Annotated in this window: 11 protein-coding genes; 8 read left to right on the forward strand and 3 right to left on the reverse strand. The window is 35.2% G+C overall.

Annotation, left to right across the window (positions count from 1 at the left end):
• Positions 1-169: 169 nt before the first annotated feature.
• On the reverse strand, positions 170-1,285 hold the full coding sequence (locus tag AC07XN_RS04410; RefSeq protein WP_494742161.1) for a FecR family protein: 1,116 nt from the start codon (positions 1,283-1,285) through the stop codon (positions 170-172).
• Positions 1,286-1,520: 235 nt separating this feature from the next.
• Entirely contained in the window at positions 1,521-2,273 is a 753-nt protein-coding gene (locus tag AC07XN_RS04415; protein ID WP_494742162.1) for a winged helix-turn-helix domain-containing protein, read from the reverse strand.
• Between AC07XN_RS04415 and AC07XN_RS04420 the strand changes: the two genes are divergently transcribed.
• The 4 genes from AC07XN_RS04420 to AC07XN_RS04435 all read left to right on the forward strand — a co-directional run bounded on the left by AC07XN_RS04420 (position 2,253) and on the right by AC07XN_RS04435 (position 5,034).
• On the forward strand, positions 2,253-2,537 hold the full coding sequence (locus AC07XN_RS04420; RefSeq protein ID WP_494742163.1) for a hypothetical protein: 285 nt from the start codon (positions 2,253-2,255) through the stop codon (positions 2,535-2,537). The genes AC07XN_RS04415 and AC07XN_RS04420 overlap by 21 nt on opposite strands.
• Positions 2,538-2,647: 110 nt before the next feature.
• Positions 2,648-3,670 (forward strand): ligand-binding sensor domain-containing protein, encoded by a 1,023-nt coding sequence (locus AC07XN_RS04425; protein ID WP_494742164.1) that lies wholly within the window; start codon positions 2,648-2,650, stop codon positions 3,668-3,670.
• A gap of 68 nt (positions 3,671-3,738) precedes the next feature.
• Entirely contained in the window at positions 3,739-4,389 is a 651-nt protein-coding gene (locus AC07XN_RS04430; RefSeq protein WP_494742165.1) for a YceI family protein, read from the forward strand.
• A 315-nt stretch (positions 4,390-4,704) separates the two neighbouring features.
• Complete coding sequence (locus AC07XN_RS04435; RefSeq protein WP_494742166.1) at positions 4,705-5,034, forward strand: hypothetical protein; 330 nt, start codon at positions 4,705-4,707, stop codon at positions 5,032-5,034.
• A gap of 181 nt (positions 5,035-5,215) precedes the next feature.
• On the opposite strand, the gene priA is transcribed toward AC07XN_RS04435, so the two are convergent.
• The gene (gene priA, locus AC07XN_RS04440; protein WP_494742167.1) at positions 5,216-7,726 is read right to left on the reverse strand and encodes a replication restart helicase PriA; all 2,511 of its coding nucleotides are present in this window, start codon (positions 7,724-7,726) and stop codon (positions 5,216-5,218) included.
• A gap of 191 nt (positions 7,727-7,917) precedes the next feature.
• Between priA and AC07XN_RS04445 the strand changes: the two genes are divergently transcribed.
• The 4 genes from AC07XN_RS04445 to AC07XN_RS04460 all read left to right on the forward strand — a co-directional run bounded on the left by AC07XN_RS04445 (position 7,918) and on the right by AC07XN_RS04460 (position 14,614).
• Entirely contained in the window at positions 7,918-8,571 is a 654-nt protein-coding gene (locus tag AC07XN_RS04445) for a LysE family translocator (protein ID WP_494742168.1), read from the forward strand.
• A gap of 93 nt (positions 8,572-8,664) precedes the next feature.
• Complete coding sequence (locus tag AC07XN_RS04450) at positions 8,665-10,659, forward strand: DUF3858 domain-containing protein (RefSeq protein WP_494742169.1); 1,995 nt, start codon at positions 8,665-8,667, stop codon at positions 10,657-10,659.
• Positions 10,660-10,731: 72 nt separating this feature from the next.
• The gene (locus tag AC07XN_RS04455; RefSeq protein ID WP_494742170.1) at positions 10,732-12,702 is read left to right on the forward strand and encodes a transglutaminase family protein; all 1,971 of its coding nucleotides are present in this window, start codon (positions 10,732-10,734) and stop codon (positions 12,700-12,702) included.
• 1 nt (position 12,703) lies between these two features.
• On the forward strand, positions 12,704-14,614 hold the full coding sequence (locus AC07XN_RS04460) for a DUF3857 domain-containing protein (RefSeq protein WP_494742171.1): 1,911 nt from the start codon (positions 12,704-12,706) through the stop codon (positions 14,612-14,614).
• Positions 14,615-14,707: the final 93 nt, after the last annotated feature.

Here is a 14,707-nt window from a genome sequence, read left to right on the forward strand (position 1 = left end):
TCCCGCACTTTACCTAGTAAAGTGTTCATTGGCTGTAACCAAAAAGGGAATTTCAAGGTCGGTAATGCGGGAACATTACCGACTTTTTTTGTGGAGTCGGTTTTTAGTGTTTCATCTAGTTAAATAGTCTTGGTTTAATTAAAATTCAATATTTAGTTTAAGGTTTACTTTATTTGCAGCCTTTGCTATAAATTACAATCTGACCATCCAGAATTTCGTAACGAGCCTCTACGCCTTTACAGATAATATCTAGTTTGTCGAATAGTTGTAAGTCGGTTAACGAAGCTGTCAATGGGCAATTGGATAATAGTTCTTCATCAAAAACGATATCAATACTATAAGCTTTTTCTAGGGTTTGTAATACTTCGCTTACAGGCGTATCTTCAAATTCAAATTGTGGTTTTGTATTCTTTTTGATGGTAATTTTAGGTAGTTCAACCAACAATTTATCCATTCTTACTTCTTCGCGAGCATAAACAATCTTTTGATTAGGGGTCAACACTACGCCTTTCAATTCTCTACTTGTAGCTTTTTCTTCAACCCTCGTATCTGATTGGGCAAAGACTGATACTTTCCCTGTTTTTACTTCTACGGTCACTTCCTTTTCTTTGTCATAAGCACGAACAGTAAAACTTGTACCCAACACTTTGGTAATTAAACCATTCGCATACACTAAAAATGGTTTCTCTGGATTCTTAGTTACTTCAAAAAAAGCCTCTCCCGAAAGGTATATTTCACGATTGTTACCCTCAAATTGCTTTAAATAACTAATCTTACTTCCTTTCTTCAGTAGGACTAAACTTCCATCTACTAGCTGAATTGGCAAAGGGCTTTCATGATCGTTCTTTACTTCTATTAGTTTCTCAGGATTAGCAGCAACGTATTTTTCATAAATTCCTTTTGGCTCGTTTATCTGATTCAATAATTGATGATAAGTAATGCCTAAGCCAATGATTATGGCTATTAAAGCAGCTACTTTAAGCCATTGATTTTTGCTCGTGGTGAACCATCTTATTTTTTTAGTCGTATTATTCTCTTGCTCATCAATTTTTGAAACAGTATTTTTTACTAATTCTTCTACCTCTGTTTTTTCTAATGATAGGTCTTTAATAACCAATGCTTTTACAATTGACTTTGCTTTTTCTACTTGAGGTTTTTTTTCTGGATTTGCCTCTAACCATTTTTCCCAAAAGGCATTCACTTCTCTGTTTGGACTTAATACCCAATTTCGGAAATTAACATCCCACACAAAGTCTTCTGTATTGAAGTCACGATAATTTTTCATATAGCTTAATAATACCTTTCTATATAGCGTTAGACATCAATGGTACACAGATACCATAAATTATTAAAAAAAATATAAAAAAAGTTAAATTAATTATTTTGAGATGTATCCAGAACGAAAAAGTCTTTGTCTTCGTCACTTTGAATTAATAGCAATTCTGCGACTAAGCCTACTATTCCTACTCCTAAATCACTTTCATTAATAGCTAGTAAGTCTAAAATTTTCCCAACACATCCTAAGAGCTGATGGTAAGCTTATATCCTTTGCCACGGATATTAAGAATTTTAACCTCTGGGTCAAATTCCAATTTTTTTCTAAGTTTTGATATGAACATATCCAGACTACGCCCCACAATAACACCTTCATCTTCCCATATCTCTTTTTGCAGTCGGCTTCTCTCTATAGTCTCGTTGGGAGACAATGCAAAAATAAGCAATACACGGGTTTCTGTTGCGGTCAGGTCTATTGTCTTTCCATTTATGATGAGCTTACGATTCTTAGCATCGAACAGCACCGAACCTAAAGTTAACAAGTCTGTATTCTGACCGTCAGGTAATGTTCTCTGAGGCTTAGCAGATTTCAAAAAAATAAAACCAACAAGTACTAAAAAGGGCAAACCGCCTAGCAGAAATTCATTCTTAACTGTATTTATGCTCGACGATTTAAATTTAATGTTGATTATGTAACTTGCTCTGGGTTGCTTTCTCCCTATACAGGCTACAATATCGTCTTTTTTATTTTTGGATATAGCATATCCATAGGCTACACTTGAGTTGCTACTGTTCAGAACTTTGACAACATAATCATCTGCGAGCGGGTCTTTGGCCAACAAACGCTGGGTAGTATTTACCAAGGAGTCCGTTTGGAAAGTTAGATCATTTTCAAAGCTGATTTGATATTCATATTCTGCAATCTTTTTTATCGGAAGCACCCTTGACGTACTGTCGCCCGACTGTAAAAGTAGTTCATGTCCGATTCTGCGGAGCAAAATTTCCCTTCTTTCGATAGCAAAGTCGTCACTATCAGTCATACTGAAAGCTACGCAGATTGCAGAAGTAAACAAAAGCAGTATCAATCCAAAGAGGTACTTGCCTTTCCCAGACAGGAGATTTCGGCTATCAAGCATAGTGTCATTTTTTTATTTACAAAGTTTACATTTTTATTTACAATCCAAATCTCTCAATCCGAAAAATATCCAAGTAGATTCGCTGAACCAATTTTGATGGAATATGAAGATGAAAAAACGTCTTAGTAGTTACCAAAAATGAAATAAGGGAGCCGCATTGACTGCTATTAGAACCGTGCCGCTGTCACCAATATTAAAACAAATAAATTATGAAATACATACACATATAAGCTTTGATGTTAATCTCTGTTTTTTACGCCTCTTGTGGACAAAAGCAAAATGAACCACATAAAGATAATATCAATTACGACATCAAAGACACAGTCACTACCTACGGGCCTAACAGAATGGTTCGTAATGTAAAACAAGGCCGAAATGGCACTATTCTGATTGCTGCATCATTTGCTGGTGTTTTTCGATACGATGGAAAAACATTCACTAATCTCGCAAGTAAAATAGGTTCGCGCAGATACTGGAATGTTCTGGAAGATCGACACGGAAACCTTTGGGTCGCTACTTCTGATTCAGGTGTTTATCATTACAATCCCAAGCGGGAATCCTTTCAACATTTTACAACTAGGGAGGGACTTGTCAATAATGGGGTTTTGTCTATTTATGAAGATAGAGCCGGTAATATTTGGTTCGGCACCGGAGGTGGAGCAAGCCGTTATGATGGGAAATTATTTCAAAATTTTACAACGAAAGAAGGACTTTCTAATAATGGCATTCATACTATCCTTGAAGACAGAACTGGGAAATTATGGTTTGGCACAGGTGGCGATGCTTGTTTTTATGATGGAAAAGCATTTACTGTTTTCAGAAATAAAGACGGTAAGGCATTTCACAACGTTTGGTCGATAATAGAAGATAGAAAAGGTAATATTTGGTTCGGTGCGTCGATAATCGAAGATAAAAAAGGCGATACGTTGGTGATTTCTAATGGTCTTTGGCGGTATGACGGCAATAGCTTTACTAAGGTAACGAAAAGGAGTGCTTCTGCCATCATCGAAGATAAAAAAGGAAACATCTGGACTACTGGTCCAGTCAATCCTAATGGGGTTGGTGACTGGACACTTTCCCGTTATGATCAAAAGTCCTTGTACAATAAAAACCCCGCTGTAACCGAGATAATGTCGTTAAATAAAATGCTTTGTGGAATTTTGGAAGCTAACGATGGCAGTATATGGTTTGGCTCTATGAACGGAGTGTATCGTTATGACGGCAAGACCATCAAGGACTTTAGAAGTAAAAAGGATTAGCAATAATCTGTATTGCTGATTTGTAAAATCATTTGTCAATTATTATTAATCAATATAATTACTGTAGTATGAACAACAAGATATCAATCACTTACTTAATTTTAATAATTGCTCCTTTGGTCTTCGGTTGCCGTGGAACTGTAAAAGAGGAAAACGAAAATGTATCGGCAAGCTCCGTATCCTTACATGTTGGGAATGATAAATACATCATGATAGATACGAAAGAAAGTGTTGTAACATGGAAAGGTTCTAATCTAAATGGTTTAAACACTCAAACAGGGTACGTATATATATCAAAAGGAGAATTGATGATTGACAACGGTCAGCTTATGGGTGGTACAGTTGAAATCGACATGAATACAATTGAAGATAAAAACCATGGGAGTGATAATAACCTTGTTAATCACTTAAAAGATCCTGATTTTTTTGAGGTTAAAAAATTCCCCTTTGCTACAATCGTAATTACCAAGGTTGCATTAATAAATGGGGAGAATAAAAATGTTACAGGGAATCTAACGATTAAAGGTATAACACACTCAGTTACTTTCCCAGCCAAAATGGAAGTAAAGGACGGAATTGTCAAAGCGAATGGCAAGATTGTCATTGATAGGACTCTATGGGATGTTCGATATAAATCAGCAAAGTTCTATGATAATTTAGCTAATCAAACTATGTCGGATTCCATTGAATTCTATATTAATATCGTAGCAAAAAAATAAATATCTCTATAGTTTAAGATGAATTGGTTTGGCCCCCCACTAGTTCAAGTGTTAAGCAAAGCGTCATTTGGACTAAATAAGATTCCCGTTTGAAACTGAAATCAGGAAAAGCCACAATCCAAGCTTTAGTCAGTATATGTCTTATACTTAGCAGTCGGAGACTGCAATTTTATTTGTCGTTTTAAGTCGAATAAAGACTTAGAATAGTAAGTTTTCTATGATTTATGGTAGACATAAATACAAAAATATATATTGAAAATAAGCAAAAATTTATGTAGCTTTAAAAAATAAAACAGAACATCAATGTACGAGATAATGAAGTATTGTATTATTATTTGCTCTTTTTTACTAACATTTTCAATAGTTTCAAATAAGAATAAGCAATGGGAAAAATGTGGAAAGATAGAATATTCTTTAACGAAAAGTTCATGGAATGAAGCAGATACCTTTCAATACGGTTATATCAAATATCATATAGTTGATATAGATAAAGATACGCCTTATTCACTAAGGTATAAGATTTTACCTGACCTGAGCAGAGATGTTGTAAAAATACATTCTGGTACATGGATGTGCAACAATAAAATTTATAAAACAAAATGTGAATTAGTTAAAGATTTATCTTTTCGTAAGGAAGATTATTAGAAAATTGACAGATCCTCTCAAATCATCCACAATCCCCACACCTTTAAAATAAGACAGCTCAATGTTTTGTACTTGCTCAGCGATAAAACTTTGGCTCCGTTTAAGTTGATAGCCTGTTCTTGTCCGTGGTCTGTGGCACACAGAACACGGACAAGGAATTAGTAAGTGATGTAGAAAACCCCTACCCACAATCCACATCCACCACAATCCCCACCCCCTTAAAATCCTTAGACAATTCTATATTTTGTACTTGCTCTGCAATAAATGTTTTGGCTCCTTTTAGGTTGATGGCCTTTTCTAATTTTATCAAAATCTCATACAAATACTGATTGCGGACTCTTTCAACTAATGGCTTTTCGGGACCTAAAACTCTTTGTGTCCCTAGTTTTTCGATTAGCTGTAACGCTAATGCCTTCGCCGCTTTTTCAGCATTTGGTTGGTCGATGTGTTTTAATGTAATCTTGATGATGCGCGTAAACGGTGGATATTGAAAATCTTCTCGCTCTTTAATTTCATCTTGATACAAACCTTCATAATCATTTTCAATGATTTGCTTGAGTATCTTTTGTGTTGGGTTATTCGTCTGTATCAACACTTTTCCCTGCGTTCCTCTTCGTCCTGCTCGCCCTGCTACTTGTGTTAACATTTGGAAGGCTCTTTCAGAGGAACGAAAGTCTGGGAAATGAATCATTCGGTCGGCATCAAAAACACAGACAAGACTAACCTTTTCAAAGTCAAGACCTTTAGATACCATTTGTGTACCTACTAATATATCTACTTCTCCACTTTCTACTTCATTAATTAGTGTCTGGAATGCCGTTTTTGTACGGGTCGTATCCAAATCCATGCGGGCAATTTTGGCAGTTGGAAAAAATAATTGTAATTCCTCTTCTAGCTTTTCAGTCCCATAACCTCTGGTTTTCAATTTAGCAGAACCACAAGCCTGACAAGTCTTCGACATTGGTTCGTGATGTCCGCAATAATGGCAACGTAATTCTTGATTACTGTAATGATAGGTTAGGCTAACATCACAATTAGGACAAGCCACAATTGTATCACAATCTTCGCATTGAATATAAGGTGAATATCCACGACGATTCTGGAATAATATGGTTTGTTGTTTCTTTTCAAAATTTAGCCCCATCGTATCCAACATCATGTTAGAAAAATCGCCTTTCGTCAGCTTCTGTTTACGGGCAGTCTTGATGTCAATCAGTTCAATATCGGGCAACTGAGTATTACCAAAACGCTCTTTCATTTCTACAAAACCATAACGCGCTATTTTAGCATTATAAAAACTTTCGATAGAGGGCGTAGCAGAACCCAACAGCACTTTAGCTTTTTGTCGGTGAGCTATTACTACAGCCACATCTCTGGCATGATAGCGAGGAGCAGGGTCAAATTGTTTATAAGAAGTCTCGTGTTCTTCATCTACAATGATAAGTCCTAAATTATCAAAAGGCAGAAATACGGCTGAACGTACACCCACGATAAATTGAAACTTCCCAGATACTACTCCTTTCCATACCTCAACACGTTCATTATCAGAAAAACGAGAATGATAAATGCCCATTTTATCCCCAAATACTTTTCTAAGTCGCACCACAATTTGGGTAGTCAAAGCAATTTCTGGTAATAAATACAATACCTGCGAACCACTTTCTAATACCTGTTCTATCAGTTTGATATAAACTTCCGTCTTGCCACTACCCGTGATACCATGCAAAAGAGTAGTGTCTTTTTCCTGAAAACTTTGCATGATTTCTGTAAAGGCACTTTCTTGTGCTGAAGACAAAATAGGAGTAGGGGCTTCTACAAAATCAAGGTCTTCCTCGAAGCGACTAACAATTACTTCAAATTGCTCAAGGATGCCATTTTTCAAGAGGGTATTCAATGAACTTTCCGACACTTTAGCTTTAGTCAAGGCACTTTTCTCTAACCCTTTTTTATTTAATGCTGGGGTGCGTAATACGGGGACATATTTTAAATAATTCAGAATGACATCCAACTGCTTGGGTGTTTTTTCTAATTCACCAATGAGTGCTGTTAGATAGTTAGTATCTTCATAAAATGCATTGAGCCTGATTTTTTTTAGAATTTTAGGGGAATATTTTTCACGTACTTCTTCAAAAACAATAATTGCTTTTTTCTGAATTAATGACTTGATGATATGATAAACATTTTTGACTTCAGCAAAACGGGCGAGTTCATCATAATTTAAGGATTGATGTTTTTTGAGTTCTTCAATGATTTCTCCTTCACGTTCAGTCAATAATTCAGGCTTGTCAAATTCAGGATTAAACTGCACTTTCGATAAGCTAGAAATCTTTAAACCCGAGGGCAAAGCGATGTTCATCACTTCTCCTACAGTACACATATAATAGTCGGCTACCCAATAAAATAGTTCTATTTGCTTAGTATTTACCAAAGGTGCGTCGTCTAATACTTCTAAAATATACTTGGCATGATATTTTTCTGGAGGTTTATTATGAATGCGAGCAATAACAGCAGTTACTACTTTGGTTTTGCCAAATTGCACAATTACTCTAAGACCAGTAGTGATACTGGTAGCATATTCACGTGGTACACGATATGTAAAAGTATTAGGTACTGCTACGGGAACAATTACATCGGCAAAAAGGGTGATTTCTTCTGTATAGGATGATGTTTGATTATTTTCTGAGGATTGCATTTGCTTGATTGATGCCTTCTTGTTATTCAAACAGGAATAAAATGGATGCTAATATTAAGCTCGGTGTTGCCGATATTATATGCAATTTACGGGAAATAATGTTTTGGTAATACAGCCGACAAACCCGAAGTAAAGAAATATAGTAGTTTTGTTTAATAACAATTTAAATAATCTAAACGTATTACTGTCTTATGAAAGCACTTATTATTTTCTCCGTCACTACTATCATTAGTTTTTTAGGTTCTTTTCACCCTGGCCCATTGAATATGTCGGTGATTCAAGCTACCCTCAGAAAAAGCCTAATAGCAGGTCTATGGATGACTGTCGGAGGTGTGCTTCCTGAAATAATTTATGGTTATTTAGCCGTAGAGGGCTTAAAAGTATTTGATAAATACCCGCAGGTTTTTGAAATTATGCAATGGGCTATATTACCTGTTTTACTATTGATAGGGTGGAAGTATTTAAAACCAAAACAAATGCAGGAAGAGCTTTCTAAGTCTGAAGAAATAAATGTAGATATTGAAGTAACTTCTTATTGGGGCGATTTTATTAAAGGATTTTTATTGTCATTTCTTAATCCTCCGATAATGGCTTTCTGGTTAGTTATCTTAATCAATTATCAAAACTACGAATACTTAAAAGTTGAATTTTTATTGGATAAAATTGCTTTTGTGTTAGGTGCAAGTACTGGTGCTTTTATACTAAATTATTTATGTGCTTTGGTTGCCATCAAAAAGAAGGGAGCGATTTTTCAATATTTATCGCAGAATATGTTTGATAAGATTATGGGTTGGACTTTTTTTTTAATTGCTTTTGTTCAAGTGATAAAATTGTTGGTATTTTAATAAAAAAAAAGTTTCATAATATTTTTTGAGAGTTTTAATATTATGAGTAACTATGCTATAATTTATTAAGCCACGAACAAATTTAACTCTTACATGTCACCTATTTTTACACCTCACAAGTGTATCCTGTTTATCGCTTGTGTTCTACTAAGTTTTTGTATTAATGCCCAAACGCCAGCTATCCCAATCACCTTTGGGAGTATCGATTTGAAAGATCTTCAGATGAAGACTTACGAAAAAGACACGTCCGCTGAAGCCGTTGTATTATGTGACTATGGCGAATATTCCTATTATTTTGGGAATGATTTGCCCAAAGTACATTACAAAAGACATATCCGAATTAAAATCTTAAAAAAGGCTGGCTTTGGTTTTGCAAGCCAAAAAATCCCTTTTTATATATCTTCTGATGGAAACAAATCAGAATCGGTAACTGACCTAAAAGCTATTACTTGGAACCTTGAAAATGGCTCACTAGTGAGCTATACAATGTCTGAGGAGGATTTTTTTGAAGAGAAAGGAAGTAGTAATACGTACTATAAAAAATTTACGTTCCCACAAGTTCGCGAAGGCTCTGTGCTAGAATTCATTTATGAATTAGAATCTGGCATGTGGTATAACCTTCGTCCGTGGAATTTTCAGACAAACATCCCTACTATCTGGAGTGAAATAAGGGCTGAGATTCCTGCTTATTTTGATTTCAAAATAACATTGCTAAGCTTTATCCCCCTAAAAGTAAAGGAAACAAAACAAGATTCCCGCAATTTTATACGTAGTAATATTCGTGACCCTTATCTTTCATACAGGTTTGCTTTGGCAGATGCGCCAGCCCTCAAACCTGAACCTTTTATAACGACCATTGAAAATTATCGGTCTAAACTAGAATTTGAATTAGCCTCTACTTTTTTCCCTAATCAGGGAAAAATAGATTACTCTCAGACTTGGGAAGCTCTTAATGAAACACTTTTAACGAGTGACTATTTCGGAAAGCAAATCAAGAAATATGATGAAGCCCAAAAGATAGCTGAAACCTTAAAAAGCCAAACCAAGGATTCATTGTCGTTATTAACAGCCGCTTATCAGTATATCCAAAATTCGATGCAATGGGATGGTGATAATAGAGTGTTCACGTCAGGTACTAACCTCAATAAAGTAGCAGAGAAAAAAATAGGTAACTCGGCCGAGATTAATTTGATGTTGGTAAGATTGCTCAGAGAGTGCGGTTTTGAGGCTAATCCTGTTATTTTAAGTACACGTGAAAATGGCTTTCCTACAGATTTAGTATTATTAGATAGGTTTGATTTTACTATTGCTCATGTGGTACTAAACGGGAAAGATTTGTTATTGGATGCTACTAGTAAACTCACCAAAGTTGGACAATTACCCTTACGTTGTTTGAATGATAAAGGGAGGTTGATTGTTCGGAAAAATAGTCGTTGGATACCTATGCCTGTACCACAAACAAGTAGAAAGGTAGTTTTAATGGAAATGGATATTCTGCCTGACCAGCAACTCAAAGGGAATGTTGATATATCATACTTAGGGCATGAAGCTATCTATTTCAAATCGGCGGTGCTTGCAAAAGGAAAAGATGCTTATTTAGTTGACTATAAAAAGAATAAACCTAATTATGATTTTAGTAAAATAGCGATAACTGGTGTTGACTCAGCTGAAACGATGCCTCTGTTAAAACTAACAGCTAGCGTGAATGAAGCCTATTCGATAGCTGGCGACCGAATCTACCTGTCACCCATGCTTGGAATGGGCGAAGATACCAATCCATTTAAAACGCCTAATAGAAGTTATCCAGTGGAATTTGGAATACCTCAAGAAGAAATATTTAGTGCACTTTATAAACTTCCAGCAGATTATACAGTAGAAGAATTACCTAAATCAGAGAGTATCGCTTTGCCTGATAATGGAGGACGCTTTGACTTTAGATTGACTGTATTAGAAGGGGGCTTTAAAATAGATAGTAAAATAGTCTTGAAAAAGCCCATATATTCTAGTGAAGAATATGGAGCGTTAAGAGAGTTTTACAATAGAATTGTTTTTAAGCATGCAGAAAAAATTATTTTGAAGAAAAAGTAAAGAATTATCCTACCAGCTATTTAAACTACTACAAACAAATATACCCACATGATTAACCAACACTTAAAAGTTGTGAGAAAACCACTATTTTTTTTATTGCTGCTATTAACTTTTGCTAGCTATGCCCAAAACAGTCCCATCAAATTTGGTAAAGTAGAGATTGCAGATTTACAAAGTAAAAGCTATGATAAAGATACTGCTGCTGAAGCCGTAGTCCTTTGTGATTTCGGAACCCATGATTATACCTTTCAAGGGGAAAATTTGAAAGTAATTTTTACAAGACATAGAAGAATTAAAATCCTCAAGAAATCAGGCTATGATTGGGCTACCCATTCATTCGGACTAAGTAGTGCTAAAAATAGTAGTGCTAAAGAGTACGCCACTAATATTAAAGGAGCTACCTATAATCTTGTCAATGGTAAAATTGAAGTGACAAAGCTAGAGAAAGAATCTATCTTTCTAGAAAAGAAAAATGAATATTATAGTATTAAAAAGATTACATTACCGAATGTAAAAGAAGGGTCTATTATAGAGTTTTCTTATATCATTGAATCTGATTTTGACACCGAAGTTCGTCCTTGGGAATTTCAAAGAAGTATTCCTACAGTTTGGAGTGAATACCAAGTAAAGGTGCCTGAATTTTATCAATTTCAAGTAATAACGCAAGGATATCAGCCCTTCCTTGTTGCAAGCAATACGCAAGAATCAATAAATCTTGGTGCGGGCATAGGAACAATCAACGCCACATATTACAGATTTGTTCAAAAAGATGTGCCAGCATTAAGAGAAGAACCTTATATCACGACCATTGATGACTACCGAACACAAGTAGAGTTTGAGATTTCGGCATATACGCCAAGAGGTGGAATTCACAAGAATTTTTCATCAACATGGAATGACTTTTCTAAAACTTTAAATGAATATGAACGCTTCGGCAGATTATTAAATAAAGGAGGTTTTTTGAAGGATGTTGCAGCTACTATAAAGTTGACTGCTAAGGATAGCCTATCAAAAATACAAGCAGCATATGACTATGTTTCAAAAAATATGACATGGAACCAAAACGAAAGCTTTTTGGCTACAAGTAACTTGAAAAAAGCCTTTGAAACGAAAACAGGTAATGTTGCTGATATAAATTTGATGCTGATTGTTTTATTGAGAGAATTAGACATAGAAGCTGACCCTGTTGTGATGAGTACTAGAACTAATGGGAGAGTCTTGGACCATTATGTACTAGAACGAAAATTCAATTATGTGATTGCTGCGATTGCTTATCAAGGAAAATGGCTACTAATAGATGCTACTGAACCAATGATGTCTTTGGGTATTTTACCAATACGTTGTTTGAATGGACAAGGGCGTTTAATTCATGGTGATTCGGGTGATTGGGTGAAGTTGGAAAGTAATGATAAACTAGCCAAAACTGTGATAGCCAATTTGGAGATTACCCCTGAGGGACAATTACAGGGACAGTTAAGCATAAACCACATGGGATATTTAGCACATGATGAAAGGGTAAGTGTTGTAAAAGATACTAAAGCAAAGTACATAGAAAATCTAAAGAAAAAACATTCAGCTTGGGAGATAAAGACTGTTGATATTGAAGATGAAAAAGATATTACCAGACCCCTACAAATAAAATTAGACCTGAATATTACTGAAGGTGTAGGGGTAGCTGGGGAAAGAATTTACATTAGTCCAATGATTGGACAAGGAGAAGATAAGAATCCTTTTACTACGCTTGAGCGGAAATATCCAGTGGATTTTGCTGCCTTGATTGAAGATAATTTTATTGCTACCTATCAAATCCCGAAAGGATATGTCGTTGAAGAAGTGCCTAAAAGTATGAAAGTGAATTTACCAGAAGACTCAGGGAGATTTACGTTTTTAGTGGGCAAAGCCGACGACAGGATTTCTATTTCTAGTAAAATACAATTAAAGAAGACTATGTATTATGCTGAAGAATATGAATTGTTGAAGAGGTTCTTCGACCAAATTATTGCAAAACACGCCGAACAAATTGTTTTAAAGAAAGCTCAATAAAATGATGAAATCATTCATAATAAGTTCGCTACTATTCATTGCTACGCTGAGTAATTCTTTTGCTCAGAATACTTGGACGGTGGCCAGTATTCCTGCTGAATTAAAGGAAAAGGCTCATGCTGTTATCAGAAATAGTGAAACAGTTTTTATCGTAAAAAACTTAGGTGAAGCCATAGAAAAACAGCATACAATTATTACAATCCTTGATGAACAAGGATTGCAGTATGCCTCTATGAATTTATTTTATAATAAACTTCAAAAAGTAAACAATTTTGAAGGGGTATTGTATGATAGTAATGGAGAGAAAGTAAAGAAACTCAAGAAAGATGATATTCAAGACGGAAGTGCGAACGGTAACGGAACACTTTTTGGCGATAATCGTTATAAACACGCTGAATTTCGATATGCTCTTTACCCTTTTACAGTAGAGTTTATTACTGAGACACTTAACAAAAATTTGCTCTTTTATCCAATGTGGTTCCCGCAAGAAGATGAGGAAAATGTGACAGTTGAACAATCTTCATTGAAAATACAAATGCCAACAGGTATGCCATTGCGTTATAAAAGCATTAATGGGATGGCTGAACCTACTGTGGAAAACAAGCCAGAAGGTACTACTTATAATTGGCAAGTAAAGGGGATGAAAGTTTATGAAAATGAAACATATTCCCCTAAATGGACACGCTATGGAAAAGGAGTATTAACTGCTCCGAATGAATTTGAGGTGGAGGGCTTTAAGGGAAGTTTGAAAACTTGGAAAGACATCGGTTTGTTTGATAACACTTTGTGCGAAGGAAGAGATATTTTACCTGAAAATATTCAACAGGAAGTAAAACAATTGGTAGCCAATATTACAGACCCAAAGCTAAAGGTTAAGAAAATATATGAATATTTACAGTCTAAAACGAGATATATTTCTATCCAATTGGGTATTGGAGGGTGGCAACCATTTGAAGCTAGCTATGTAGCTGAAAAAGGCTATGGCGATTGTAAGGCACTCTCCAACTATACAAAGGCATTATTGAAAAATGTAGGAATAGAATCATTTTATGCTTCTATTAGAGGAGGTAGTAATGAAAGAGATATTCAGACAGACTTCCCTTCTCAGCAATTCAATCATGTAATTGTTTGTGTACCTATGAAAACGGATACTATATGGTTGGAGTGTACTTCACAGGATAATGCCTTTGGCTATTTGTCTGATTTTACCAGTGATAGATACGCTTTGTTGGCAACACCAGAAGGAGGAAAGTTAGTCCACACCCCTGTTTATAAAGCAAAAGATAACCAGCAAAATAGAAATATAAAGGTAACTTTAGCTGAAGATGGCAATGCTACTGCCGAGGCAATTTCAGAATATACTGGGCTGTTATCGGATGATTATGTGGAGATTAAAAATCTATCCAGTCGGGATGAACAACAAAAACAGCTTTATAAAAGTATTAGCATACCAAGTTTTGAATTGAATGATTTTTCTATACAAGATAAAAAAAGCATGATACCTGTGGCAACAGTAAAGCTAAATTTGAATGTTAGAAAATGTGCTTCTAAAAGTGGAACAAGGTTGTTTTTAACACCAAACTTGATGTCGATTACTCATATTATTCCACCCGCCCTAGATAAGCCACGTCAAACAGAAATAGTACTAAAAACGGCCTATACTGAAACAGATTCAGTATTATATCAATTACCTAAAAATGTAGCCCTAGAGTTTAAGCCAGAAGGGGTAAAGTTTGAAAATAAATTTGGTTCTTACCAATCAGAATTTCAAATGAAAGATGGAAGCTTATTATATATTAGAAGGTTTGTTAGAAATCATGGAAAGTTTCCTGCTGAGAGTTACGCTGAATTTGTTGAATTCTACAAGAAAGTAAGCAAAGCCGATAGAACACAGGTGGTGTTGAAGCTTTAAATTTTTACTTAGAATATAAGTGGGAAAAATAACGAATTCAATCTTAAGCTATTACTCAATAATCTAAGATTGAATTCGTTGTATGTTCTGCCA

The organism is Arcicella sp. GW458-12-2-14-TSB2, assembly GCF_059423785.1.

What these genes read in the sequence shown, in the direction of transcription:
- AC07XN_RS04410 (WP_494742161.1), bottom strand. Translation starts at nt 1,285, where the DNA reads ATGAAAAATTATCGTGACTTCAATACAGAAGACTTTGTGTGGGATGTT.
- AC07XN_RS04435 (WP_494742166.1), top strand. Translation starts at nt 4,705, where the DNA reads ATGAAGTATTGTATTATTATTTGCTCTTTTTTACTAACATTTTCAATA.
- priA (WP_494742167.1), bottom strand. Translation starts at nt 7,726, where the DNA reads ATGCAATCCTCAGAAAATAATCAAACATCATCCTATACAGAAGAAATC.
- AC07XN_RS04420 (WP_494742163.1), top strand. Translation starts at nt 2,253, where the DNA reads ATGTCCGATTCTGCGGAGCAAAATTTCCCTTCTTTCGATAGCAAAGTC.
- AC07XN_RS04430 (WP_494742165.1), top strand. Translation starts at nt 3,739, where the DNA reads ATGAACAACAAGATATCAATCACTTACTTAATTTTAATAATTGCTCCT.
- AC07XN_RS04460 (WP_494742171.1), top strand. Translation starts at nt 12,704, where the DNA reads ATGATGAAATCATTCATAATAAGTTCGCTACTATTCATTGCTACGCTG.
- AC07XN_RS04450 (WP_494742169.1), top strand. Translation starts at nt 8,665, where the DNA reads ATGTCACCTATTTTTACACCTCACAAGTGTATCCTGTTTATCGCTTGT.
- AC07XN_RS04425 (WP_494742164.1), top strand. Translation starts at nt 2,648, where the DNA reads ATGTTAATCTCTGTTTTTTACGCCTCTTGTGGACAAAAGCAAAATGAA.
- AC07XN_RS04445 (WP_494742168.1), top strand. Translation starts at nt 7,918, where the DNA reads ATGAAAGCACTTATTATTTTCTCCGTCACTACTATCATTAGTTTTTTA.